21 protein-coding genes are annotated in these 25,869 nt (G+C 70.7%); 12 read left to right on the top strand and 9 right to left on the bottom strand.

The genetic code is table 11. The features are described from left to right. The first annotated feature begins 41 nt into the window (after positions 1–41). Together AB0F18_RS09740 and AB0F18_RS09735 are read left to right on the top strand one after the other, a co-directional pair. Positions 42–1,091: an LLM class F420-dependent oxidoreductase gene (locus AB0F18_RS09740; RefSeq protein ID WP_362056808.1), complete on the top strand. Its 1,050-nt coding sequence runs from the start codon at positions 42–44 to the stop codon at positions 1,089–1,091. A 205-nt stretch (positions 1,092–1,296) separates the two neighbouring features. Beyond that, entirely contained in the window at positions 1,297–2,085 is a 789-nt protein-coding gene (locus AB0F18_RS09735; protein WP_362056805.1) for a ferritin-like domain-containing protein, read from the top strand. A gap of 229 nt (positions 2,086–2,314) precedes the next feature. Here AB0F18_RS09735 and AB0F18_RS09730 read toward each other — a convergent pair whose 3' ends face one another. After that, positions 2,315–2,716 (bottom strand): helix-turn-helix domain-containing protein, encoded by a 402-nt coding sequence (locus AB0F18_RS09730; protein WP_362056912.1) that lies wholly within the window; start codon positions 2,714–2,716, stop codon positions 2,315–2,317. 68 nt (positions 2,717–2,784) lie between these two features. On the opposite strand from AB0F18_RS09730, the gene AB0F18_RS09725 reads away from it, so the two are divergent. Next, positions 2,785–3,519 carry an NAD(P)-binding domain-containing protein gene (locus AB0F18_RS09725; protein ID WP_362056802.1) on the top strand — a complete coding sequence of 245 codons (735 nt, stop codon included), beginning with the start codon at positions 2,785–2,787 and terminating at the stop codon, positions 3,517–3,519. Between the two features lie 31 nt (positions 3,520–3,550). Here AB0F18_RS09725 and corA read toward each other — a convergent pair whose 3' ends face one another. After that, the gene (corA, locus tag AB0F18_RS09720) at positions 3,551–4,543 is read right to left on the bottom strand and encodes a magnesium/cobalt transporter CorA (RefSeq protein ID WP_362056799.1); all 993 of its coding nucleotides are present in this window, start codon (positions 4,541–4,543) and stop codon (positions 3,551–3,553) included. 55 nt (positions 4,544–4,598) lie between these two features. Between corA and AB0F18_RS09715 the strand changes: the two genes are divergently transcribed. From AB0F18_RS09715 to mshC, 4 genes are all read left to right on the top strand, one after another. Continuing rightward, on the top strand, positions 4,599–5,306 hold the full coding sequence (locus tag AB0F18_RS09715) for a histidine phosphatase family protein (protein WP_362056797.1): 708 nt from the start codon (positions 4,599–4,601) through the stop codon (positions 5,304–5,306). A 75-nt stretch (positions 5,307–5,381) separates the two neighbouring features. Beyond that, on the top strand, positions 5,382–5,972 hold the full coding sequence (locus AB0F18_RS09710; protein ID WP_362056794.1) for a DUF3090 domain-containing protein: 591 nt from the start codon (positions 5,382–5,384) through the stop codon (positions 5,970–5,972). Between the two features lie 5 nt (positions 5,973–5,977). Next, positions 5,978–6,772: an SCO1664 family protein gene (locus tag AB0F18_RS09705; RefSeq protein ID WP_362056791.1), complete on the top strand. Its 795-nt coding sequence runs from the start codon at positions 5,978–5,980 to the stop codon at positions 6,770–6,772. Positions 6,773–6,903: 131 nt separating this feature from the next. Further along, entirely contained in the window at positions 6,904–8,133 is a 1,230-nt protein-coding gene (gene mshC / locus AB0F18_RS09700; RefSeq protein ID WP_362056788.1) for a cysteine--1-D-myo-inosityl 2-amino-2-deoxy-alpha-D-glucopyranoside ligase, read from the top strand. 105 nt (positions 8,134–8,238) lie between these two features. Here mshC and AB0F18_RS09695 read toward each other — a convergent pair whose 3' ends face one another. From AB0F18_RS09695 to AB0F18_RS09675, 5 genes are all read right to left on the bottom strand, one after another. Beyond that, positions 8,239–9,237 (bottom strand): PAC2 family protein, encoded by a 999-nt coding sequence (locus AB0F18_RS09695; protein ID WP_362056785.1) that lies wholly within the window; start codon positions 9,235–9,237, stop codon positions 8,239–8,241. A gap of 126 nt (positions 9,238–9,363) precedes the next feature. Continuing rightward, positions 9,364–10,971 (bottom strand): glycerol-3-phosphate dehydrogenase/oxidase, encoded by a 1,608-nt coding sequence (locus AB0F18_RS09690; RefSeq protein ID WP_362056782.1) that lies wholly within the window; start codon positions 10,969–10,971, stop codon positions 9,364–9,366. Between the two features lie 38 nt (positions 10,972–11,009). Next, entirely contained in the window at positions 11,010–12,536 is a 1,527-nt protein-coding gene (gene glpK / locus AB0F18_RS09685; protein WP_362056780.1) for a glycerol kinase GlpK, read from the bottom strand. 79 nt (positions 12,537–12,615) lie between these two features. Beyond that, positions 12,616–13,398 (bottom strand): MIP/aquaporin family protein, encoded by a 783-nt coding sequence (locus tag AB0F18_RS09680; protein ID WP_362056777.1) that lies wholly within the window; start codon positions 13,396–13,398, stop codon positions 12,616–12,618. A 324-nt stretch (positions 13,399–13,722) separates the two neighbouring features. Next, positions 13,723–14,490 carry an IclR family transcriptional regulator gene (locus tag AB0F18_RS09675; protein ID WP_362056774.1) on the bottom strand — a complete coding sequence of 256 codons (768 nt, stop codon included), beginning with the start codon at positions 14,488–14,490 and terminating at the stop codon, positions 13,723–13,725. Positions 14,491–14,743: 253 nt separating this feature from the next. Here AB0F18_RS09675 and metH point away from each other — a divergent pair, with 253 nt between their 5' ends. The 4 genes from metH to AB0F18_RS09655 all read left to right on the top strand — a co-directional run bounded on the left by metH (position 14,744) and on the right by AB0F18_RS09655 (position 22,812). Then, positions 14,744–18,256, top strand: coding sequence for a methionine synthase (gene metH / locus AB0F18_RS09670; protein ID WP_362056771.1), 3,513 nt, complete (start codon positions 14,744–14,746; stop codon positions 18,254–18,256). Positions 18,257–18,370: 114 nt separating this feature from the next. Then, positions 18,371–19,072, top strand: coding sequence for an HAD family phosphatase (locus AB0F18_RS09665; RefSeq protein ID WP_362056768.1), 702 nt, complete (start codon positions 18,371–18,373; stop codon positions 19,070–19,072). A gap of 481 nt (positions 19,073–19,553) precedes the next feature. After that, positions 19,554–21,158, top strand: coding sequence for an ABC transporter substrate-binding protein (locus AB0F18_RS09660; protein WP_362056765.1), 1,605 nt, complete (start codon positions 19,554–19,556; stop codon positions 21,156–21,158). Between the two features lie 70 nt (positions 21,159–21,228). Further along, a complete protein-coding gene (locus AB0F18_RS09655) occupies positions 21,229–22,812 on the top strand; it encodes an ABC transporter substrate-binding protein (RefSeq protein ID WP_362056762.1) in 1,584 nt (527 codons plus the stop codon). 66 nt (positions 22,813–22,878) lie between these two features. On the opposite strand, the gene AB0F18_RS09650 is transcribed toward AB0F18_RS09655, so the two are convergent. Continuing rightward, a complete protein-coding gene (locus AB0F18_RS09650) occupies positions 22,879–23,550 on the bottom strand; it encodes a response regulator transcription factor (protein ID WP_362056759.1) in 672 nt (223 codons plus the stop codon). A 61-nt stretch (positions 23,551–23,611) separates the two neighbouring features. Continuing rightward, complete coding sequence (locus tag AB0F18_RS09645; protein ID WP_362056757.1) at positions 23,612–24,490, bottom strand: PD-(D/E)XK nuclease family protein; 879 nt, start codon at positions 24,488–24,490, stop codon at positions 23,612–23,614. A 165-nt stretch (positions 24,491–24,655) separates the two neighbouring features. Here AB0F18_RS09645 and AB0F18_RS09640 point away from each other — a divergent pair, with 165 nt between their 5' ends. After that, entirely contained in the window at positions 24,656–25,855 is a 1,200-nt protein-coding gene (locus AB0F18_RS09640) for a site-2 protease family protein (RefSeq protein ID WP_362056754.1), read from the top strand. The last annotated feature ends 14 nt before the right edge of the window (positions 25,856–25,869 follow it).

The raw sequence follows: 25,869 nt of genomic DNA, 5'->3' as shown, positions 1-25,869 counted from the left end.
GTTACTGATCGGTAAACCGGCACATCGTAAGGGGACGACACATGCGGCTCGGCATCAATCTCGGCTACTGGGGTGCGGGCATGGACGCCGACAACCTCGCCGTCGCCCAGGAGGCCGACCGCCTCGGCTACGACGTTTGCTGGGCGGCCGAGGCGTACGGCTCGGACGCGGCGACCGTACTGGCCTGGGTCGCCGCCCAGACCGAGCGGATCGACGTCGGCTCGGCCATCTTCCAGATCCCCGCCCGCCAGCCGGCGATGACGGCCATGACCGCCGCCACCCTGGACTCCCTCACCAAGGGCCGCTTCCGCCTGGGCCTCGGCGTCTCCGGCCCCCAGGTGTCCGAGGGCTGGTACGGCGTCAAGTTCGACAAGCCCCTCGCCCGTACGCGGGAGTACGTGGAGATCGTCCGCAAAGCCATGAGCCGCGAGCGGCTCAGCTACGAGGGCCAGCACTGGACCCTGCCCCTGCCCGGCGGCCCCGGCAAGCCGCTCAAGCTGACCGTGCACCCCGAGCGCCCGCACATCCCGCTCTACATCGCCGCCATCGGCCCCAAGAACCTGGAGCAGACCGGCGAGATCGCCGACGGCGCCCTGCTGATCTTCCCGGCCGCCGAGCACCTGGAGGAGACGGCCCTGCGGCACATCCGCGCGGGCCGCGCGAAGGCCGGCCTGACGATGGACGGCTTCGACGTCTGCCCGACCGTGCCGCTGGCCGTCGGCGAGGACGTGAACGCGCTCGCCGACATGTTCCGCCCCTACACCGCCCTGTACGTCGGCGGCATGGGCAGCCCGAAGCAGAACTTCTACAACCAGCTCGCCCAGCGGATGGGCTACGAGAAGGAAGCCGCCGAGATCCAGGCCAAGTACCTGGGCGGCGACAAGGAGGGCGCGGCGGCCGCCGTCCCGCACTCGCTGATCGACTCCACCACCCTGCTCGGCTCCGTGGAGCGCATCGCCGACGGGATGCGGGCCTACGCCGAGGCCGAGGTCACCACCCTCACCCTGGCCCCCGCCGGCTTCACCCTGGACGAGCGGCTCACCGCCCTGCGGGCCGGCACCGAGGCGCTGGAGCTGGCCGGGCTGGCCTGACGCGGGGGCCTGACGACAGGCCCCGAGGGGCTCAGCGGCCGTGGTGGGGGCTCGGGGGGTCTTCCCCGCCACGGCCGACACAGCCAACAACGCGCGGCCCGCCCCCGGGGTTACGGCCCCCGGCGCGGGCGGGGGTTTCGTTCATTCGGCCGAGCGGAGCGACGCATCGGTTGCCCGCCCGTTCCATCCGCCTTTGACTCGTTGCATGCTCTCTGCGCGCAGCCTGTTCCAGGAGATCGTCGACCACGACGAGTCCTTCCAGCTGTTCTGCTCCATCGCCGCCAGCGGGGAGTCCCAGGGCGGCTGGGAGAACGCCAGGATCGCCGCCCTCGTCCCCGACGGCATGCGCGACCTCGCGCCCAAGATCACCCGGCACGGTGCGGACGAGGACAAGCACGGCCGGATCTTCCGCGCCCTGCTGCGCAACCGCGGCCTGCCCGCCGTGCCCGTCCCGCCCGAGACCGACTACACGATGCTCCTCGAACGCCGTGGCATCGGCCTCGCCCACGACAAGCTGCGCCGCGAACAGCCGCTGACCGAGCGGGACATCATCGTCTACCTCGCGCACAGCCGGGTCACCGAGCAACGGGCCGCCGACCAGATGGAGATGCTCCGGCGCCACTTCGGCGACCACCCCGAGGTCGGCAAGGCCATCAGGGTGATCAGCCACGACGAGGACAACCACCTCGCCTACTGCCACGAGGAACTGCTGCGGCTGGCCCGCGGGGGACACGGCCGCGCCATCCACCAGGTCCTGCGCGAGAGCGCCCTCGCCGAGATCGCCGTCTACCGCGACGTCAGCCTCGCCGTCATGGAGCACATGGGCCGGCTGCTGCGCTGGCCCGCGCCCAAGGCGGCCGCGCTCGGCGCCGGCATCCGCGGGATGTACGCGTACGAGCGCTTCAGCGGCTGGCACCGCATGATCGACCTCCGCCCGCCCGAGCTCACGAACCCCCTCGGCGGCAGACCGGCCCCCGCGCCCGGCTTCGCCTAGTGCCGTCCTGCTGCTGGTGGGGGGTCGAGGGCTTCGAAGGTGGCGGAGATGCCGGTCCCGTATCCGCCGGAGGCATAGACACACGTGCCGGTGATCCCGGAAGGGCACTGCATGGCGGCCGCTGCGAGCTGATTGCGAGGCTTCGGCAGCGACGGCAGAGCTGTCCAGGCATTGGTGGCCGGGTTGTACGACTCCACGGCACCGCTGTAGGTGTAGTGAAACGTCCCGGTCAGCTCCTGTACGGGCGGTCTTCTCGGGGTGCGAAGCGGGCCTGGGCCGCCAGGACGGCTTCGGTGTAGCGTCCCGCCCACGCGCCCATCGCACGGATCGGGCCCAGCAGCGCGAGGCCCGCCTCGGTGAGTGAGTAGTCGACGCGTGGCGGGGCCTCGGCGTACGCCTGGCGTGCGACCAGGCCGTTGTACTCAAGGCGGCGCAGGGCTTCGTTGAGGACCTTGGGGCTGATCCCGCCGATGCGGATGATCAGCGCGCGCGGCCTCATGGGCCCGCTCTCGCCGAGGATGTACACGATCACGCTGTCCCAGCGGTTCGACAGGACTTCGAAGGCCACCCTCGCCTGGCAGTCCGCGGCGTACTCGCCACCGCCCAGGTCCTCGCCCAGGTCCTCGCCCATGCCTTGTTCGTCTGCCCCTGCCGCCGTGTCGCTCACGCGATCATCCTGCCCGGCCCGATGCACACCATGTGGTGTGCGTCGGCGCGCCTAGCGTCCTTTCCGTCACACCTCGCACGTCTCGCGACACGGACGACAGGAGCACGCACATGCGCATCGGCATTCTTGGTACAGGGGCGATGGCCACGGCCCTCGGCGCGGCCTGGGTAGGCGCCGGCCATGACGTTCGGGTGGGCGGTCGGGACCCCGAAGCGGCCTCCCGCACCGCCCTGCTCACCGGCGCCTCCGCGCACGGCAGCCTCGCCGAGGCCGCGGCCCACGGGGACGTGGTCCTCCTCGCCGTGCCGGCGGGCGCGGCGCCGCGGCTGGCCAAGGAACTGGCCCACTTGCTCGCCGGGCGGACGGTGATCGACTGCACCGTTCCCATGGCGCCGGGCGAGGACGGCCCGGCCCTGACCACGGGCGGCGCCATCTCCGTCGCCCGGCTCATCGCGGACGCCGCCCCCGGCGCCCATGTGGTGAAGGCGTTCGGGGTGTGCCACGAGAGCATCTGGACCCTGGACCGGCCGTCCTTCGAAGGGTCCCCGCTGGCGGTCCCGTTCTGCACCGACCAGCCGGGCGCCGCCACGCGGGTGACGGAGATCATCACCTCCATGGACTGCACGCCTCTGCCCTGCGGCGGGCTTGCTCGCGCTGCCCTGCTGGAGGCCACTGCCGTCTTCGCCGTCGGCGTCTGGTGGTCAGGCGCCGAGGCCCGCTTCGCGTTCCCGGCCCCGGCCCTGGCCCCGGGGGCCGTTGACGACTAGCCAGGACGACCTGACCTGGACCGGGCGTCGCTCACAGCCAGCCGCGCCGCTTGAACATCCGGTGCAGCCCCAGGCACAGGACCACCATGAGCAGCACCACCACCGGGTAGCCCCACCACTCCCTGAGCTCCGGCATGTGGTCGAAGTTCATCCCGTAGATGCCCGCGACCATCGTCGGCACGGCCGCCATGGCCGCCCACGCGGAGATCTTGCGCATGTCGTCGTTCTGCCGGACCCCCATCTGCGCCAGGTGCGCGGCCAGCGCGTCCGACAGCAGCCGGTCCAGGCCCTCGACGTACTCGTTCGCCTTCGTCAGGTGGTCGGCGACGTCCCGGAAGAACGGCCTGGCGTGGTCGTGGACGAACGGCACGTTCCCGAAGGCCAGCCGGTCCATCGGCTGGAGCAGCGGGCTCGTCGCCCGGCGGAACTCCAGCACCTGCCGCTTGAACCCGTAGATCCGGCCGGCGGTGTTCTTGGTGTCCGTGGCGTTCGGCGCGAAGACCTCCGCCTCCAGCTCCTCCAGGTCCGCCTGGAGCTCCGCCGCCACCTCGATGTAATGGTCGACCACCGCGTCGGACACCGCGTACAGCACCGCCGTGGGGCCGTGCCGCAGCACCTCCGGCTCGTGCTCCAGCCGACGGCGTACGGCGGCCAGCGCGGCCCCCTCGCCGTGCCGCACCGTCACCACGAACGAGTCGCCGATGAACAGCATCAGCTCGCCCGTGCTCACGGTGTCCGCGGCGTCGTCGTACATCACCGGCTTGAGGACGACGAACAGGGAGTCGTCGTACACCTCCAGCTTCGGCCGCTGGTGCGCGGTCAGCGCGTCCTCCACCGCCAGCTTGTGCAGCCCGAACTCGTGGCTGACGTGTTCGAACTCCTCCTCGGTCGGCTCGTACATCCCGATCCACAGGAAGGCGTCACCGGCCGCGCGCGCCTGGGCCAGGGCCTCCGACAGGTCCCCGGGAGCCTCGGAGCGGCGGCCGTCCCGGTACATCGCGCAGTCCACAATCACGCGGGGCATTCTTCCCTCACCGCGCCCCGCCCGCACGTCGGCCGCACCGCCTAGGCTGGCTCCCATGGCCACGCTGATCCTCGTACGACACGGGCGGTCCACCGCCAACACCGCAGGCTTGCTCGCCGGCTGGACCCCCGGCGTCTCCCTCGACGAACGCGGCGCCCGCCAGGCCGCCGCACTGCCCGGACGGCTCGACGGAGTGCCCCTCGCGGCCGCCGTGTGCAGCCCGCTCCAGCGCTGCCAGGAGACCCTGGCCCCGCTGCTGGCGGCCCGGCCCGGCCTGCCCCTGCACACCGACGAGCGGATCGGCGAATGCCACTACGGCGACTGGTCCGGCCGCAAGCTCTCCGAGCTCGTCGACGACCCCCTCATGAAGATCGTCCAGCAGCACCCCTCGGCCGCCGCCTTCCCCGGCGGCGAGTCCATGCGCGCCATGCAGAACCGCGCCGTGGACGCCGTACGCGAGTGGAACGCACGGATCGAGGAGGAGCACGGCGCCGACGCCGTCTTCCTCATGTGCTCCCACGGCGACATCATCAAGTCGGTCGTCGCCGACGCCCTCGGCATGCACCTCGACCTCTTCCAGCGCATCCACGTCGAGCCCTGCTCGGTCACCGCCGTCCGCTACACCCCCACCCGGCCCTTCCTGCTGCGCCTCGGCGACACCGGCGACCTCGCCCCCCTGATCCCGGCCGCCGCGCCCCCCGCGGAGAACGCGGCCGAGGGCGGCGGCAACGCCGTCGTGGGCGGCGGCGCGGGCGCGGCCTGATCGGACGGCGCAGTAGGGTGGCAGGGCCAACGCAAGCGCGCAGCCCTGCCCCTGCCCCAGACTTGGAGACCGGTCGTGCCCCGTCAGGTGTTCCTTTACGACCCGCCGGACCGCTTCGTGGCGGGCACCGTCGGTCTGCCTGGACGTCGCATCTTCTTCCTCCAGGCCTCCCAGGGCCCCCGCGTCACCAGCGTCTCCCTGGAGAAGACCCAGGTCGCGGCGCTGGCCGAGCGGATGGACGAACTGCTGGACGAGGTCGTACGGCGGACCGGCGGCAACGCCCCCGTCCCGGCCGTCGCCTCCACCGAGGCCGCCGACACCGCACCGCTCGACGTCCCCGTCGAGGAGGAGTTCCGCGTCGGCACCATGGCCCTCGCCTGGGACGGCGAACAGCAGCGGATGATCGTCGAGGCCCAGGCGCTCGTCGAACTCGACGCCGACTCCGAGGAGGACCTCGCCGAGGCGGAGGAGCGGCTGCTCCAGGACGAGGAGAACGGCCCGCCCATGCTGCGGGTCCGGCTCTCCGGCGCCCAGGCCCGGGCCTTCGCCAAGCGGGCCCTCGACGTGGTCAACGCGGGCCGCCCGCCGTGCCCGCTGTGCAGCCTGCCGCTGGACCCCGAGGGACACGTGTGCCCCCGGCAGAACGGGTACCGGCGCCAGGTGTGAGCGCCGTGACCCCGATAGAGGAGCTGCTCACCCGCGGTGAGCTCACCGTCCGCGGCCGGATCCCCGAGGCCTCCAACGCCGTACTGCTGTGCACGGTGAGCCACGAGGGCCGCAGCGCCGAGTGCGTCTACAAGCCGGTCAAGGGCGAGCGGCCGCTGTGGGACTTCCCCGACGGCAACCTCGCCCGGCGCGAGCGCGCCGCCTACCTCGTCTCCGAGGCCACCGGCTGGGGGCTGGTGCCCACGACCGTGCTGCGCGACGGCCCCTACGGAGAGGGGATGGTGCAGCACTGGATCGACGCCGGAGAACGGCCGGAGCCCGAGCTCCTCGCGCTGGTGGAGGGCGAGGAGGCCGGGGAGGGCTGGAAGCCGGTCGCCTTCGCCGAGGTGGGGGAGGGCCGCACCGCCCTGCTGGTGCACGCCGACGACCCTCGGCTGCGCCGCCTCGCCGTGCTGGACGCCGTGATCAACAACGGTGACCGCAAGGGCGGCCACCTGCTCCCCGGGCCCGACGGCCGGCTCTACGGGATCGACCACGGTGTGACTTTCCACTCCGAGGACAAGCTGCGCACCCTGCTCTGGGGCTGGGCGGGCGAGCCGCTGACCGGCGAAGCACGCTCGGTGCTGTCCTCCCTGGAGGTCCAGCTGGCCGAGGACGGCCCGCTGGCCACCCGGCTGGCCGAACTGATCACCCCCGTCGAGCTGGCCGCCGTACGGGCCCGTGTGGCCCAGCTGCTGCGCAGCGGGACGCACCCCAAGCCGTCCGGGCAGTGGCCGTCGATCCCCTGGCCGCCCGTCTGACCGGAGCGGGGACCCGGCCCCGGCGGAGGAGGGGCCGACGCACAGATCCGGCCAGACCGCAAGAGTGTGGATCAAGCCAACAGTGCTGGTCGCATTCGTTTCCGGAACAGTCGTCCGGTTAGGCTCGAAGCATGCATGCCTGGCCCGCTTCTGAGGTCCCCGCCCTGCCCGGCAAGGGCCGCGACCTCCAGATCCACGACACCGCGACCCAGGGGACGGTCACTCTCGACCCCGGTCCCGTCGCCCGCCTCTACGTCTGCGGAATCACGCCGTACGACGCGACCCACATCGGTCACGCGGCGACCTACAACGCGTTCGACCTCGTGCAGCGCGTGTGGCTCGACAACAAGCGCCAGGTCCACTACGTCCAGAACGTCACGGACGTGGACGATCCGCTGCTGGCGCGCGCGGAGCGCGACGGGCACGACTGGACCGAGCTCGCGGAGCGCGAGACGGCCCTCTTCCGCGAGGACATGACCGCCCTGCGGATGCTGCCCCCCCAGCACTACATCGGCGCCGTCGAGGCCATACCCGGCATCGTGCCGCTGGTCGAACGGCTGCGGGACGCCGGTGCCGCGTACGACCTCGACGGCGACATCTACTTCTCGGTGGAGTCCGACCCTCACTTCGGCGGGGTCTCGAACCTCGACGCCCAGGCGATGCGGCTGCTGTCCGCGGAGCGCGGCGGCGACCCGGACCGCCCGGGGAAGAAGAACCCCCTCGACCCGATGCTGTGGATGGCCGCCCGCCCGGGCGAGCCGAGCTGGGACGGCGCCTCGCTGGGGCGCGGCCGCCCGGGCTGGCACATCGAGTGCGTGGCCATCGCCCTGGAACACCTGGGCATGGGCTTCGACGTCCAGGGCGGCGGATCCGACCTGGCGTTCCCGCACCACGAGATGGGCGCCTCGCACGCGCACGCGCTGACGGGCGAGTTCCCGATGGCCAAGGCGTACGTGCACGCGGGGATGGTCTCCCTGCACGGCGAGAAGATGTCGAAGTCCAAGGGCAACCTGGTCTTCGTCTCGGCCCTGCGGCGTGCCGGGGTGGACCCGGCCGCCATCCGCCTGGCGCTGCTGGCGCACCACTACCGGGCGGACTGGGAGTGGACGGACGCGGTCCTCGCCGAGGCGGAGGCCCGTCTGGCCCGCTGGCGCGCGGCCGTGTCCCGGCCGGACGGCCTGCCTGCCGACGCCCTGGTGGAGGAGGTCCGCGAGGCCCTCGCCCGCGACCTGGACGCCCCTGCCGCGCTCGCGGCCGTGGACCGCTGGGTCGAGGCGCAGCTGGCCTCGGACGAACCGGACGAGACGGCCCCGGGCCTGGTCTCCCGCACGGTCGACGCCCTCCTCGGCGTAGCCCTGTAGTTCCAAGATTCGCCTCAAACGCCGGCGGGGCCATTCACAGCCCCGCCGGCGTTCGAGGCGCTGGGGGAGGGTCTGGGGGCGGAGCCCCCAGGGAACGGTGGACCGCTAGGCCTGCGGGGTCTCGGGGGAGTCGCCCCCCGGCTCCTCTTCCGGCGGCGCAGCCGGAGGCTCCTCCGCGGAGGGGTCCGGCTTGCGCTTCGGGGCACGGGGCCCCGCAGAGGTGTCCCGCAGGTACGACCCGTCCCCGGGCTCGGCGGACGCCGAAGGGTCCCGCCGCCGCAGATACCGCTCGAACTCCCGCGCAATCGCGTCCCCCGACGCCTCCGGCAGATCGGCGGTGTCCCGCGCCTCCTCCAGCGTCTGGACGTACTCCGCCACCTCGCTGTCCTCGGCGGCCAGTTGGTCCACCCCCAGCTGCCACGCCCGCGCGTCCTCCGGCAGCTCGCCCAGCGGGATCCGGATGTCGATCAGGTCCTCCAGCCGGTTCAGCAGCGCCAGCGTCGCCTTCGGGTTCGGCGGCTGCGACACGTAGTGCGGCACCGCCGCCCACAGCGACACCGCCGGAACACCCGCGTGCGTACAGGCCTCCTGGAGCACGCCGACGATGCCCGTCGGGCCCTCGTACTTGGTCTCCTCCAGGTCCATCGTCCGCGCCAGGTCCGGGTCCGACGTCACCCCGCTGACCGGCACCGGCCGGGTGTGCGGGGTGTCCCCGAGGAGCGCGCCGAGGATGACGACCATCTCCACGCCCAGCTCGTGCGCGAACCCGAGCAGCTCGTTGCAGAACGACCGCCACCGCATGGACGGTTCGATGCCCCGCACCAGCACCAGGTCGCGCGGCTTCGCGCCGCCGATCCGGACCACCGAGAGCCGCGTCGTCGGCCAGGTGATCTTCCTGACCCCGTGCTCCAGGAACACCGTCGGCCGGTTGACCTGGAAGTCGTAGTAGTCCTCGGCGTCCAGCGCCGCGAAGACCTCGCCCTTCCACTCCCGGTCCAGGTGCGCCACCGCACCGGACGCGGCGTCACCCGCGTCGTTCCAGCCCTCGAACGCGGCCACCATGACCGGGTCGATCAGCTCGGGCACGCCCTCAAGCTCGATCACCCAGGTCTCCTTCCGAAGTTCCTCGTGTACGTGGGAAAGCCTAAGCCTTGTGGGGTCGGCCGCCACAGCCCACGACAGAGGGGCGGTTCCCCTCGGAACCGCCCCTCTTCCCCACCTGCGTGCGAGCTATGCCTTGCGGGCCAGCATCTCCTCGACGCGGGCCCGTACGGACTCGTCGTCCAGGCCGCGGATCGTCAGCGTCGTACGCCGGCGCAGCACGTCGTCCGCCGTCTCGGCCCACTCGTGGTCACGGGCGTAGGCGACCTGCGCCCAGATCTCCGGGCCGTCCGGGTGGATGCGCTCGGCCAGCGCCGGGTCCTCGTTCGCCAGACGGGCGATGTCGAAGGCCAGGGAGCCGTAGTGCGAGGCCAGGTGGCGGGCGGTCAGCGGGTCCATCCGCGTGCCGGGCTCGCGGTCCACCAGCAGGCGGTGCGCGACGGCGTTCGGGTTGGCGACGCCGGGCAGCGGGACGCGGCGCACGAGGGACTTCACCGGCTCCATGTCATCGGTCAGCGGGCTGCCCGGGAGCTTGGCGAGCTTGTCCATGACCACGCGGCCGATGTGCCGGTACGTGGTCCACTTGCCGCCGGCCACGGACAGCATGCCGCCCGCGCCCTCGGAGACGACGGTCTCGCGCTTGGCCTTCTCGACGCCGCCGGGGCCTCCGGGCAGGACGCGCAGGCCGGCGAAGGCGTACGTCATCAGGGAGCGGTCGAGGTCGGCGTCCTTCACCGAGAAGGCGGCCTCGTCGAGGATCTGCTGGATGTCGGACTCGGTGGCGCGCACGTCCGCCGGGTCGCCCTCGTAGACCTCGTCCGTCGTGCCGAGCAGGAGCTGGTCCTCCCACGGCAGGGCGAAGGTGATGCGGTACTTGTCGATCGGGGTGGCCATGGCGGCCTTCCACGGCGACTTGCGCTTCATGACGATGTGCGCGCCCTTGGACAGGCGGATCGACGGCAGCGCGTGCTTGTCTTCCATGCGCCGCAGGTGGTCCACCCACGGGCCGGTGGCGTTGAGCACGACGCGCGCGTCGATGCCGAACTCGGTGCCGTCGAGGCGGTCCTTGAGCTCGGCGCCGGAGACCCGGCCGCGCGTCATGCGCAGACCGGTGACCTCGGCGTGGTTGAGGACGACCGCACCCGACTCGACGGCCGCGCGGACCGTCATGACGGCCACGCGGGAGTCGTTCATCTGGTGGTCGTAGTAGACCGCGACGGCCTTGAGGTTGTCCGTCTTCAGGCCGGGGTTGTCGGCGACGGCACGGGCCGGGGATATGACCTTGCCCATGCCGTCGCCGAAGGCCGAGAGGGCGGAGTAGGCGAAGACGCCCGCGCCCAGCTTGGCCGCACCCACCGGGCCGCCCTTGTAGACCGGCAGGTAGAACGTGAGCGGGTTGACCAGGTGCGGGGCCACGTCCTTGGCCAGCACCCGCCGCTCGTGGTGGTTCTCGGCCACCAGCTTGACCGCGCCGGTCTGCAGGTAGCGCAGACCGCCGTGGACCAGCTTCGAGGAGGCGGAGGAGGTGGCGCCGGCGAAGTCGCCGGCGTCCACCATGGCCACCCGCAGACCCGACTGCGCGGCGTGCCAGGCCACCGAGGTGCCCAGGATTCCACCGCCGATGACCAGCAGGTCGTACGTGGCCTTCGCCAGCTGCTCACGGGTCTCGGCGCGGCCCGGGTTCAGGCCGGCGGTCGGGTGCGTTCCCAGTGCGGGGACGCTCTGCAGGGTGCTCATGTCTCTTCAGCTCCTCGTCATTTCGACAGCTGGTGCGGTCAGCCGGCGTTCTCGTCGTCGATCCAGCCCATGGACCGCTCGACGGCCTTGAGCCAGTTCTTGTACTCGCGGTCCCGCTGCTCGGCGGGCATGCGCGGGGTCCACTCCGCCGCGCGGCGCCAGTTGGCGCGCAGGGCGTCGGTGTCCGGCCAGAAGCCGACGGCCAGGCCGGCGGCGTAGGCGGCGCCGAGGCAGGTGGTCTCGGCGACCATCGGACGGACCACGGGGGCGTCCAGGAAGTCCGAGAGCGTCTGCATCAGCAGGTTGTTGGAGGTCATACCACCGTCGACCTTGAGGGCCGCCAGCTCGACGCCGGAGTCCTTGGTCATGGCGTCGGTGATCTCGCGGGTCTGCCAGGCGGTGGCCTCCAGGACGGCACGGGCGATGTGCGCCTTGGTGACGTACCGGGTGAGGCCGGCGATCACACCGCGGGCGTCGGAGCGCCAGTACGGGGCGAACAGGCCGGAGAAGGCCGGCACGAAGTAGGCGCCGCCGTTGTCCTCGACAGAGGAGGCCAGGGTCTCGATCTCGGCCGCGGACTTGATCAGGCCCATCTGGTCGCGCATCCACTGGACGAGCGAGCCGGTGACGGCGATGGAGCCCTCCAGGGCGTAGACCGGCTTCTCGTCGCCGATCTGGTAGCCGACCGTGGTCAGCAGGCCGCTGTAGGAGTTGATGATCTTGTCGCCGGTGTTCATCAGCATGAACGTGCCGGTGCCGTAGGTGGACTTGGCCTCGCCCTCGGCGAAGCAGGTCTGGCCGAAGAGGGCGGCCTGCTGGTCACCGAGCGCCGAGGCTACCGGGACACCGGCGAGGACGCCGTCCTTGACGTGGCCGTAGACCTCGGCGGAGGACTTGATCTCGGGGAGCACGTTGAGCGGGACGCCCATCGACTCCGCGATCTTCTCGTCCCAGGCCAGGGTGTGCAGGTTCATCAGCATGGTGCGCGAGGCGTTGGTGACGTCCGTGACGTGCGCACCGCCCTGGGCGCCACCGGTGAGGTTCCAGATGACCCAGGAGTCCATGGTGCCGAAGAGGATGTCCCCGGCCTCGGCGCGCTCGCGCAGGCCCTCGACGTTGTCGAGCAGCCAGCGGACCTTCGGGCCGGCGAAGTAGCTCGCCAGCGGCAGGCCGGTCTCGCGGCGGAAGCGGTCCTGGCCGACGTTGCGGCCGAGCTCCTTGCACAGGGCGTCGGTGCGGGTGTCCTGCCAGACCAGCGCGTTGTGCACCGGCTCGCCGGTGTTCCTGTCCCACAGGACGGTGGTCTCGCGCTGGTTGGTGATGCCGACCGCCTTGACGTCGGCGGCAGTGATCTCGGCCTTCGCGATGGCGCCGGCGACGACCTCCTGGACGTTGGTCCAGATCTCGGTCGCGTCGTGCTCGACCCAGCCCGGCTTCGGGAAGATCTGCTCGTGCTCCTTCTGGTCGACGGCCACGATGCGGCCGTCGCGGTCGAAGACGATGCAGCGGGAGGAGGTGGTGCCCTGGTCGATCGCGGCGATGAAGGGGCCGGTGCTGCTGGTCATGATGGCTGCTCCTGGCAGGTCTGTTGAGTAGGCGGAATCAGGAGGGCGGTGCGGATCTTACGAGCGCGGCCGAAGCTGATCAGGCGAACGCGATGTTGTACAGACCGCCGGCGAGCGCGGCACCGACGAGCGGGCCGACCACCGGGATCCAGGAGTACCCCCAGTCCGAGCCGCCCTTGTTGGGCAGCGGGAGCAGGGCGTGGACGATACGGGGACCGAGGTCGCGGACCGGGTTGATGGCGTAGCCGGTCGGGCCGCCCAGCGAGAGGCCGATGCCGACGACGACGAAGGAGGTGATCAGGACGCCGATGACGCCGAGGCCCTTGCCATCGTCCTGCAGACCCTGGGTCAGGATCGCGATGACGAGGACGAAGGTGCCGATGATCTCCGTGGCGAGGTTCTGGACCACGTTGCGGATCTCGGGGCCGGTGGAGAAGATCCCGAGCACCGGGCCGGCGACGTCGTGCGGGTGCGGGTCCTCGGGGCCGAGGCGGGCGTCCTTGATGTTCTCCGGGTCGGCCAGGTGAGCGGCGAACTGGCCGTAGTACGTGATCCACATCAGGACCGCGCCGAGCATGGCGCCCAGCAGCTGGCCCGCGAAGTAGACGGGGACGTCACCCCACTCGCCGGTCTTGACGGCTATGCCGACCGTGACCGCCGGGTTGAGGTGCGCGCCGGAGAGCGGCGCGGAGACGTAGGCGGCGATCAGGACGGCGAAACCCCAGCCGAAGGTGATCGCGAGCCAGCCCGCACCGCGGGCCTTGGAGCTCTTGAGCGTGAGAGCGGCGCACACGCCGCCACCGAGCAGTGTGAGCAGGGCGGTACCGATGGTCTCGCCGATGAAGATGTCGGAGCTGGACACCCGCGACTCCTTTGTCTTACGTCCAGGGGTGGGCGGACACCGGGTCCCTCCGGTGGTCCGCACACTCGGTGAGTGCTTCACCGGTCCATGGCCTCGCCCTAGCCTAACGCGTATTGCCGGTAGGTGTTCGACAATGCCGACCGATGAACGGCAGTTTTCCGCCTGGGTTCAGAACGCGTCAAGGCCTGACCAGGTCAAAGAACCGGATCGTTACCACTCGGTACGATCGCCCAAATCAGGCCAATGGACGGCCGGGAAACGGCGAAGTCCACCCGAATGGCGCGGGACGCGGCCATGGGGTGGACCGGATGCATCAGGTCAAGCTCAGAACCGGCCTGCTCCGAGGTCGCGCGAAACCGACCGCGCGCAGTCCCGTACGGAGGCCACCAGGGCCGGACGCGGCTCCCCGGACTCCCCGCAGACCCGCTCCACGGCGCCCGCGACGGCCACCGCGCCGACCGGCATCCGCCGCCGGTCGTGGATGGGCGCCGCCACCGAGGCGATGCCCTCCCAGGTCTCCTCCACATCGGCCGCCCAGCCGCGGGCCCGCGTCAGGTCCAGGACCTCCTCGAAGCCCACCGCGTCGGTCACCGTCCGCGGCGTGAACGCCTCCCGCTCCGCGTCCATGGCCTCCGTGTGCGCGACGGGGTCGTACGCCGACAGCACCTTGCCCAGGGCCGTGGAGTGCAGCGGCTGCATGGCCCCCACCTCCAGCACCTGACGGCTGTCGTCGGGCCGGAACACGTGGTGCATGATCAGCACCCCGCTCTTGTGCAGCACCCCCACGTACACGCTCTCGCCGCTCGCCCGGGCCAGATCGTCCGTCCACACCAGCGCGCGGGCGCGCAGCTCGTGCACGTCCAGGTAGCTGTTGCCCAGCCGCAGCAGCTCCGCGCCCAGCTGGTAGCGCCCGGAGGCCGGGTCCTGCTCCACGAAGCCCTCGGCCTGCAGCGTGCGCAGGATGCCGTGCGCCGTGCCCTTGGCCAGGCCCAGGGAGGACGCCACGTCCGAGAGACCCAGCCGGCGTTCCCCGCCGGCCAGGAGCCGCAGCATCGCAGCGGCTCGTTCGAGCGACTGGATGTTCCGTGCCATCGCGCAGCCTCCTGCTGACGTAGTTCGACAATGCTGAACAGTATCGGTCGATGCCGACCTTGTGCATGGTTGGGTGTTTCCCGGTGTGCCGCCGACCAGGGCACCCTCGCTCGCGACTCCCGCGCACAGAATGCAGTCCGCCACGTGGGACGACCTCACCGGGGCGGGTGCCGCGCGGTTACCCTGACCGCGTGCACCCTTGACACAGAGGGGGTGCAAAGCCGACAGCCGTCGCATCCCAGGGAGCTCAACCATGGCCTCGTTGCCGAACCCGCCCGCCGACACCCAGACCCGGGCCGATGCCCTCCGAGAGGCGCTCGCGACCCGCGTGGTCGTCGCCGACGGAGCCATGGGAACCATGCTCCAGGCGCAGGACCCCTCCCTGGAAGACTTCCAGCAGCTCGAAGGCTGCAACGAGGTCCTGAACGTCACCCGCCCCGACATCGTCCGCTCCGTGCACGAGGCGTACTTCTCGGTGGGCGTGGACTGCGTCGAGACCAACACCTTCGGTGCGAACTTCGCGGCCCTCGCCGAGTACGACATCCCCGAACGCAACTTCGAGCTCTCCGAGGCCGGCGCCCGCATCGCCCGCGAGGTCGCCGACGAGTTCACCACCTCCACCGGACAGCAGCGCTGGGTGCTCGGCTCCATCGGCCCCGGCACCAAGCTGCCCACCCTCGGCCACATCGGCTACGCGCAGATCCGCGACGCCTACCAGGTCAACGCGGAGGGCCTGATCTCCGGCGGCGCCGACGCGCTGCTCGTCGAGACCACGCAGGACCTCCTCCAGACCAAGTCCTCCATCATCGGCGCCCGCCGCGCCATGGAGGCCCTCGGTGTCCACGTCCCGCTGATCTGCTCCGTCACCGTCGAGACCACGGGCACGATGCTGCTGGGTTCGGAGATCGGTGCGGCGCTGACCGCGCTGGAGCCCCTCGGCATCGACATGATCGGTCTGAACTGCGCCACCGGTCCGGCGGAGATGAGCGAGCACCTGCGCTACCTCGCGCGCAACGCGCGCATCCCCCTCTCCTGCATGCCCAACGCCGGCCTGCCCGTCCTGACCAAGCAGGGCGCCCACTACCCGCTGACCGCCCCCGAGCTGGCCGACGCCCAGGAGACGTTCGTCCGCGAGTACGGGCTCTCCCTCGTCGGCGGCTGCTGCGGCACCACCCCCGAGCACCTGCGCCAGGTCGTGGAGCGGGTCCGCGGCACGGCGATCGCCCCGCGCACCCCCCAGCCCGAGCCGGGCGCGGCCTCCCTCTACCAGACGGTGCCGTTCCGGCAGGACACCTCGTACATGGCGATCGGCGAGCGCACCAACGCCAACGGCTCGAAGAAGTTCCGCGAGGCCATGCTGGAGGGCCGCTGGGACGACTGCGTGGAGATGGCCCGCGACCAGATCCGCGAGGGCGCGCACATGCTCGACCTGTGCGTGGACTATGTCGGCCGCGACGGCGTGGCCGACATGCAGGAGCTCGCCGGCCGCTTCGCCACGGCCTCCACCCTCCCCATCGTCCTGGACTCGACCGAGGTCCCGGTCATCCAGGCCGGCCTGGAGAAGCTGGGCGGCCGCGCGGTCATCAACTCCGTCAACTACGAGGACGGCGACGGCCCGGAGTCCCGCTTCGCGAAGGTCACCCGCCTCGCGCAGGAGCACGGCGCCGCGCTGATCGCCCTGACCATCGACGAGCAGGGCCAGGCCCGCACCGTCGAGCACAAGGTCGCCATCGCGGAGCGTCTGATCGAGGACCTGACGTCGAACTGGGGGATCCGCGAGTCGGACATCCTCATCGACACCCTCACCTTCACCATCTGCACCGGCCAGGAGGAGTCCCGCAAGGACGGCATCGCGACGATCGAGTCGATCCGCGAGCTCAAGCGCCGCCACCCGGAGGTGCAGACGACGCTGGGTCTGTCGAACATCTCCTTCGGCCTGAACCCGGCCGCCCGCGTTCTGCTCAACTCGGTGTTCCTGGACGAGTGCGTCAAGGCGGGCCTGGACTCGGCGATCGTCCACGCGAGCAAGATCCTGCCGATCGCACGCTTCGACCAGGAGCAGGTCAACACCGCACTCGACCTGATCTACGACCGCCGCGAGGGCGACTACGACCCGCTGCAGAAGCTGATGGCCCTCTTCGAGGGCGTCAACACCAAGTCCCTCAAGGCCGGCCGCGCCGAGGAACTCCTCGCCCTGCCCCTGGACGAGCGCCTCCAGCGCCGCATCATCGACGGCGAGAAGAACGGCCTGGAAGCCGACCTCGACGAGGCCCTCCAGACCCGCCCCGCCCTCGACATCGTCAACGACACCCTCCTGGAGGGCATGAAGGTCGTCGGCGAGCTCTTCGGCTCCGGCCAGATGCAGCTGCCCTTCGTCCTCCAGTCCGCCGAGGTCATGAAGACGGCCGTCGCCTACCTCGAACCGCACATGGAGAAGACCGACGACGAGGGCAAGGGCACCATCGTGCTCGCCACCGTCCGCGGCGACGTCCACGACATCGGCAAGAACCTCGTCGACATCATCCTCACCAACAACGGCTACAACGTCGTCAACATCGGCATCAAGCAGCCGGTCTCCGCGATCCTCGAAGCCGCCCAGGAGCACAAGGCCGATGTGATCGGCATGTCCGGTCTCCTGGTGAAGTCCACGGTGATCATGAAGGAGAACCTGGAGGAGCTGAACCAGCGCAAGCTGGCCGCCGACTACCCGGTCATCCTGGGCGGCGCGGCCCTCACCCGCGCCTACGTCGAGCAGGACCTGCACGAGATCTACGAGGGCGAGGTCCGCTACGCCCGCGACGCCTTCGAGGGCCTGCGCCTGATGGACGCCCTGATCGCCGTCAAGCGCGGCGTCCCCGGCGCCACCCTGCCCGAGCTCAAGCAGCGCCGCGTGGCCAAGCGCGACACGCCCGTCCTCCAGGCGGAGGAGCCCGAGGAGCCGGGCGGCCGCTCCGACGTCGCCGTGGACAACCCCGTCCCCACCCCGCCCTTCTGGGGGACCCGCGTGGTCAAGGGCATCCCGCTCAAGGACTACGCCTCCTGGCTGGACGAGGGCGCGCTGTTCAAGGGCCAGTGGGGCCTCAAGCAGGCCCGCGCCGGCGGGGCCACGTACGAGGAGCTCGTCGAGAGCGAGGGCCGTCCGCGCCTGCGCGGCCTGCTGGAGAAGCTGCACACCGAGAACCTGCTGGAAGCGGCCGTGGTCTACGGCTACTTCCCCTGCGTCTCCAAGGGCGACGACCTGATCATCCTGGACGAACAGGGCAACGAGCGGACCCGGTTCACCTTCCCGCGCCAGCGCCGGGGCCGCCGCCTGTGCCTCGCGGACTTCTTCCGTCCCGAGGAGTCCGGCGAGAGCGACGTCATCGGCCTCCAGGTGGTGACCGTCGGCTCAAGGATCGGTGAGGCCACGGCCAAGCTGTTCGAGTCCGACTCCTACCGGGAGTACCTGGAGCTGCACGGCCTGTCCGTCCAGCTGGCCGAGGCCCTCGCCGAGTACTGGCACGCCCGCGTCCGCGCCGAGCTCGGCTTCGGCGGCGAGGACCCGGCCGCCATCGAGGACATGTTCGACCTCAAGTACCGCGGTGCCCGCTTCTCCCTGGGCTACGGCGCCTGCCCCGACCTGGAGGACCGCGCGAAGATCGCCGACCTCCTCCAGCCGGAGCGGATCGGCGTCCACCTCTCGGAGGAGTTCCAGCTCCACCCCGAGCAGTCCACCGATGCTCTGGTCATCCACCACCCCGAAGCGAAGTATTTCAACGCACGCTGACACTGAGCGGCGTACACTGGTCGGTCCCAAACAGGCCGGTCACCTGTTCCGAGGGGAATGCCCCGCGCGGTTCCGAGGTGACCGGCCTTGCCGTCCCCGGAAAGAGGCGTAGGCATGACCAGCACCGTCCCCGCACCCGTTGTCCACACGGCCGACGGGCACGCCCTGCAGGCGGTGCTGCTCGACATGGACGGCACCCTCGTCGACACCGAAGGGTTCTGGTGGGAGATCGAGGCGGAGATCTTCCTGGAGCTGGGCCACCGTCTGGACGAGTCCTGGCGGGACGTCGTCGTCGGCGGCCCCATGAGCCGCAGCGCGTCCTTCCTGATCGAGGCGACCGGCGCCGCCATCGGCCTCGCCGAGCTGAGCGTCCTGCTCAACGAGCGCTTCGAGGCCCGGATCGCCGGCCAGGTCCCCCTGATGCCCGGCGCCGAGCGGCTGCTGAGCGAGCTGGCCCGGCACAACGTGCCCACCGCCCTGGTCTCCGCCTCCCACCGGCGCGTCATCGACCAGGTCCTGCAGACCCTCGGCCGCGACCGCTTCCACCTGACCGTCGCCGGCGACGAGGTCCCCCGCACCAAGCCCCACCCCGACCCGTACCTGTTCGCCGCGAGCAGCCTCCGCGCGCACCCCTCGCGGTGCGCCGTCATCGAGGACACCGCCACCGGTGTGGCCGCCGCCGAGGCGGCCGGCTGCCGGGTCGTGGCCGTGCCCTCCGTGGGCCGGATCGAGGCCGCCCCCGGCCGGACCGTCGTGCGCTCGCTGGAGGACGTGGACCTGCCCTTCCTCCGCTCCCTCATCACTACGATGAACTGAGCGCACACCGTCAGTGCCGAACGGAACAAGGGCGGGGACCAGGTCCAGCGGAAGGATCTTCCGCTCTTGGCCCCGGAGGCCGAAATTCCATCCCCCTGACGAGGGTGGGCGCGGGTGACTTTGGTCACCCGCGGAGCCTTCGCCGGACCTGCCCCGAGCCTCCAGGGGCTTCCCATGTGTCCGGATTGATCATCTCCTGACACCATCTGCGAAGACTCCGGCATAAGCGGTCAGTCCGCACCCATCACAGTGCGATTACGCCCCAACTCCTGCTGGTTCCAGCCACCCCGTCCCGGGCCACTAATGTCATCGCGGGCACTCCGCACGCACCTCTGCCGCGCCGGACGCACACCCCTGCACCGGCACGCGCGTGGACCGATCGTCAAACACCGGCCCGATCGTTCCGCCCTGAACGGGCGACCGCAGCGAAGTGCCCTCTACGCCGCTTTGAACAAGTGCCGGGTGAGGGAGTACTTCCAGCATGAACCGCAAGACCATGGTGCTGACGGCCGCGATCGGCCTGCTCACCCCCGCGCTGTCCGCATGCGGCAGCGCGAGCGGAACGGGAGCAGGGTCCGGAGCGATCGTCGTCGGCACCACCGACCGGTTCGAGGCAGCCGACTACGCCCCCGCCCCCTTCGACCCGGCCTACGCCTACGACGCCAGCACCTGGAACATCCTCCGCCAGACCGTCCAGACGCTGATGCACACCCCGCGCGGCGGCGGCCAGCCCGTCCCCGAAGCGGCCTCCGACTGCCGTTTCACCGACAACGACAACGAGAGCTACCGCTGCACCCTGCGGCCGGGCCTCAAGTTCGCCAGCGGCGACCCGCTCACCGCCAAGGACGTCAAGTTCTCCATCGACCGGGTCCGGGCCATCAAGGACGAGAACGGCCCGTCCTCGCTCCTCTCCACCCTCGACACCGTCGAGGTCAAGGGCGCCGACACCGTCGTCTTCCACCTGAAGACCCCGGACGCGACCTTCCCGTACAAGCTCTCCACCCCCGCGGCCGGCATCGTCAGCGAGAAGAACTACGAAGCCAAGAAGCTCCGCACCGGCTTCGCCGTCGACGGCTCCGGCCCGTACACGATGAAGGCCGAGGTCAAGGACAACCACCTCGTCCGGGCCGTCTTCTCCAAGAACCCGAACTACAAGGGCGACCTCAAGCTGCAGAACGACAAGGTCGAACTGCGCACCTTCCCCGACTCGGCCGCCGCCACCAAGGCCCTCGCCGGCGGCTCCATCAGCATGGTCTCCCGCACCCTCTCGCCGGCCCAGATCACCGAGCTCGCGGCCAAGCCCCCCAAGGGCGTCAAGCTCGTCCCCATGCCGGGCCTGGAGATCCGCTACATCGGCTTCAACACCGACGCCCCGGTCACCAAGGAGAAGGCCGTACGCCAGGCCCTCGCCGCCGCCGTCGACCGCAACAACGTCATCTCCAAGGTCTACGGCAAGTCCGCGCAGCCCCTGTACTCGCTGGTCCCCACCACGGTCAACGGACACGTCAACTCCTTCTTCAACAAGTACGGCGAGGCCAACACCGCCAAGGCCGCCGACCTGCTGAAGGCCGCCGGGATCAAGACCCCGGTCAAGCTGACGCTGAACTACACCTCGGACCACTACGGCGACGGCACCGCGGCCGAGTTCGCGGCCCTCAGGGCCCAGCTGAACTCCACCCAGCTCTTCGACATCACCGTCCAGGGCAACGAGTGGGGCGACTTCCGCCCCGCCCAGAAGAAGGGCGACTACGCCGCCTACGGGCTCGGCTGGTTCCCCGACTACCCGGACGCCGACAACTTCCTCGCCCCGTTCCTGGAGCAGGACAACTTCCTGGGCACGCCGTACGCCAACAACACGGTGCGCACCAAGCTCATCCCCGAGTCCCGCAAGGCCGCCGACCGCAACGTCGCCGTCCCCGCGATCACGGAGATGCAGGACATCGTCGCCGAGGACGTGCCCGTCCTGCCCCTGTGGCAGGGCAAGCAGTACGTCGCCGCACGCGACGGGATCACCGGAGTGGAATGGTCCGTCAACGCCATCTCCGACCTCCAGCTGTGGGAGCTCGGCCGGGGCGTCAGCGGCTGAGACCGGCAGAACCGGCGGCGGACGTCGCAGGCCGGCGCAACGATCAGACAAGAACTGTGAAGGACATCGCGTGAAGAGACGTAACCAGTGGCTGGTGGCCCCGCTCGGGGCGGCGACCGCCGCCGCGCTGCTCAGCGGCTGCGGCTCGCAGGACGGCTCGGCCGCCGGCGACGGCAAGGGCGTGGTCATGGGCATATCCGACAAGGTGAAGTCCACCGACCCGGCGTCCGGCTACGACCCGGGCTCCTGGCTGCTCTTCAACAACGTCTTCCAGTCCCTGCTGAGCTTCCCCAAGGGCGGCACCACGCCCGAGCCGGACGCCGCCCAGGCCTGCAACTTCGAGGGCGGCGACAGCCGGGTGTACAAGTGCACCCTGCGCTCCGGCCTGAAGTTCAGCAACGGCCACAGCCTCACCTCGAAGGACGTCAAGTTCTCCTTCGAGCGGACGCTGAAGATCAACGACCCCAACGGCCCGGCCGTCATGCTGTCCTCCATCTCCAGCATCGACGCCCCCGACGAGAAGACCGTCGTCTTCAAGCTGAAGACGCCCGACGCCACCTTCCCGAGCAAGATCGCCTCGGGTGCGGGCGCCATCGTCGACCACAGCGAGTACCCGGCCGACAAGCTCCGCACCGACAACAAGGCCGTCGGCTCCGGCGTCTACAAGCTGGACGCCTTCGGCGAGAAGAGCGCCAACTTCTCGGTCAACGACTCCTACAGCGGCAAGGCCAAGGCCAAGAACACCGGCGTCACGCTGAAGTTCTTCAACGGCGACCAGGCCGGCCTCAAGACCGTCCTGCAGAGCGGCGACGTCGACTTCGCCTTCCGCGGCCTCGCCGCCAAGGACATCGCCGGCCTCGCCGCGACCAAGACCGGCGACAACAAGGTCGACGTCGTCCAGGGCACCGGCGCCGAAGTCCAGCACATGGTCTTCAACGTCAGCGACCCCGTCGTCGGCAAGCTCCCCGTCCGCAAGGCCATCGCGTACCTCGTCGACCGCGAGGCGCTCGTCAAGGACGTGTACTCCGGCACCGCCGTCCCGCTGTACTCGATCGTCCCCGCCGGCATCGCCGGACACACCACCCCCTTCTTCGACCGCTACGGCGGCATCCCCCAGCTGGAGAAGGCCAAGGCCGTCCTCAAGGCCGCCAACATCAGCGGCAAGGTCAAGCTGACCCTGTACTCCACGCCGACCCGCTACGGCCCCTCCACCGACCAGCAGTTCCAGGTCATCGCCAAGCAGCTCAACGACAGCGGCCTGTTCGACGTCGACGTGAAGTCCGTCGAGTTCGAGCAGTACGAGAAGGACATCAAGGCCGGCAAGTACGGCGTCTACGTCAAGGGCTGGGTCCCCGACTACCCGGACGCCGACAACTTCACGCAGCCGTTCTTCGGCCCGGACAACGTCCTGGACAACAACTACGACAACAAGGAGATCAGCGGGACCATCATCCCGTCGACCTCCACCAAGTCCGACCGCACCGCGGCCAACATGGACTACACCCGCCTCCAGGACATCGTCGCCGACGAGGTCCCGGTCCTCCCGCTCTGGCAGAGCAAGCAGTACGCCGTCGCCCGCCAGAACGTGACCGGCCTGCAGTGGTCCCTGGACGCCTCGACCGTCTTCCGCTTCTGGGAGATCAGCAAGGGCTGACCCGCCCCGCACACGGCTCCGCCCCGGCACCCCTCGCGGGTGCCGGGGCGGAGCCGTGTCCACGCCCTACTGCGCGCCGGGACGCACCAGGCCGCTCTCGTACGCGTACACCGCCGCCTGCACCCGGTCGCGCAGGCCCAGCTTCGTCAGCACATGACCCACGTGCGTCTTGACCGTCGTCTCGCTCACGAACAGGTCCGCCGCGATCTCCGCGTTCGACAGCCCCCGCGCCACCAGCTTCAGCACCTCCACCTCGCGCTCGGTCAGCGTCCCCAGCACGTCCGGGACGCTCTCCTCACCCGACGGCAGATGCCCCGCGTACTTGTCCAGCAGCCGGCGCGTGATGCTCGGCGCGAGCATCGCCTCGCCCGCCGCCACCACCCGGATCGCCTGCACCAGCTCATTGGCCGGAGCGTCCTTCAACAGGAAGCCGCTCGCCCCCGCCCGCAGCGCCTCCACCACGTACTCGTCCAGGTCGAACGTGGTCAGCACCAGCACCTTCGCCGGCCCGTCGCGCTCCGGACCCGTGATCTGGCGGGTCGCCTCGACCCCGTCCATCCGCGGCATCCGGATGTCCATCAGCACCACGTCCGGCTGCAGCGCCCGCACCTGCTCCAGCGCCTGCAGACCGTCCCCGGCCTCACCCACCACCACCAGGTCCTGCTCCGCCTCCAGGATCATCCGGAAGCCGGTGCGCAGCAGTGGCTGGTCGTCGACCAGCAGGACGCGGATCGCCACGGGAACTACCTCGTATTCGTCGGACGGCTTGGGCGCCGCCCATTCTGCCCTGGCCGGGCGGTCAGGAGCCCGCCGGGCGGTCCGGCCCCGGGACGACCGGGAGCGGATACACCGGGGGAGTGCCGCCGAACTCCGGGCACACCGCCCGGTGATCGCACCAGCCGCACAGCTTCGTCGGCCGCGGCCGCCAGTCACCCGTCTCCGTCGCCTCCCGGATCGCCTCCCACAGCGCGTGCAGCTTCCGCTCCACCCGCTCCAGGTCCGCCACCACCGGGTCGTACGTCAGCACGTCCCCACTGCCCAGGTACACCAGCTGGAGCCGCCGCGGCACCACGTTCCTCAGCCGCCACACCACCAGCGCGTAGAACTTCATCTGGAACAGCGCGCCCTCGGCGTACTCCGGCCGCGGCGCCTTGCCCGTCTTGTAGTCGACGATCCGCACCTCACCCGACGGCGCCACGTCCACCCGGTCGATGATCCCGCGCAGCCGAAGCCCCGACTCCAGCTCCGTCTCCACGAAGAACTCCCGCTCCACCGGCTCCAGCCGCGTCGGGTCCTCCAGCGTGAACCAGCGCTCCACCAGCGCCTCCGCCTCCGCCAGCCAGCCCGCCAGCCCGGCGCCCCCGTCCCCCTCCGGGAACAGCTCCGCCAGCTCCGGCTTCGCCTCCAGCAGCCGCTCCCACTGACCCGGAAGCAGCGCCTTCGCCCGCGGCACCGTCCGCTCCGCCGCAGGATGGTCGAACAGACGCTCCAGCACCGCGTGCACCAGCGTCCCCCGCGTCGCCGCCGCACTCGGCTTCTCCGGCAGCCGGTCGATCACCCGGAACCGGTACAGCAACGGGCACTGCATGAAATCACCCGCCCGCGAAGGCGACAGCGAGGCGGGCCGGGCAGCACCCGGGGAAGCGTCGGCGGAACCGGCGCCGGGGATCGTCGTCATGCGTAAAACCCTACGACCCGGGACCGACAGCACACGCATACCATCGACTCCGGGCCCATCGCCCTGCATGATCGGAGCATCACACCGCGCGACAGCGCCCCCACGCCGCCCCCACCCACGACGTGGACCACACTGGAAGCACAACGCACCGAACGAAGGAAATCCGTGGCAGACACCGACGAAACCGGCGAGCGCCCCGCCAAGCGCTCCGACCCGGGCGGCGGCATCCTCATGGGCCGCCCCTTCGGCGTACCCGTCTACGTCTCGCCCAGCTGGTTCCTCGTCGCCGCCCTCATCACCTGGGTCTTCGGCGACCAGCTCGACCGGGTCCTGCCCGACCTCGGCCCCGCCCGCTACCTCGTCTCCCTCTTCTTCGCCGTCGCCTTCTACGCCTCCGTCCTCGTCCACGAACTCGCGCACACGATCGCCGCACTCCGCTTCAAACTCCCCGTGCGCCGCATCCAGCTCCAGTTCTTCGGCGGCGTCTCCGAGATCGAGAAGGAATCCGAGACCCCCGGCCGCGAATTCGTCCTCGCCTTCGTCGGCCCCCTGCTCTCCCTCGCCCTCGCCGGGATCTTCTACCTCGGCATGAAGGCCGTCGACCCCGCCAGCGTCCCCGGCGTCCTCCTCGCCGGCCTGATGGTCTCCAACCTGCTCGTCGCCGCCTTCAACCTGCTCCCCGGCCTCCCCCTCGACGGCGGCCGCATGCTCCGCGCCCTCATCTGGGGCATCACCGGCAAACCCATGACCGGCACCGTCGCCGCCGCCTGGGTCGGCCGCGCCCTCGCCGTCACCGTCCTCCTCGGCCTGCCCCTGATCACCCAGACCGGCCTCCTCGGCAACCCGCCCCAGGACATCGGCGGCATGGACACCGTCATGGACGCCCTCCTCGCCGCCATCCTCGCCGCGATCATCTGGACCGGCGCCGGCAACAGCCTGCGCATGGCCCGGCTCCGCGAACACCTCCCCGAGCTCCGGGCCCGCACCCTCACCCGGCGCGCCATCCCCGTCCAGAGCGCCACCCCCCTCTCCGAGGCCCTGCGCCGCGCCAACGAAGCCGGAGCCCGCGCCCTCGTCGTCGTCGACGGCCAGGGCGACCCCACCGCCATCGTCCGCGAGACCGCCATCGCCTCCGTCCCCGAACACCGCCGCCCCTGGGTCGCCGTCAGCACCCTCGCCCAGGACCTCACCGACGGCATGAAGGTTTCAGCGGAGCTCACCGGCGAAGAACTCCTCGACCACCTCCGCACCACCCCCGCCACCGAATACCTCGTCGTCGAAACCGGCGGCGAGATCTACGGCGTCCTGTCCACCCTCGACGTCGAGAAGGCCTTCGTGAAGGCCATGGCGCGGCCCCAGTCCTGAAGCCAATACACTGG

Origin of the sequence: Streptomyces sp. NPDC029216 (assembly GCF_040648015.1) — a bacterium.
GTDB lineage: Bacteria > Actinomycetota > Actinomycetes > Streptomycetales > Streptomycetaceae > Streptomyces.
Note: the sequence above shows the minus strand (reverse complement) of the source record. Positions and strands in the feature narration are given on the sequence as shown.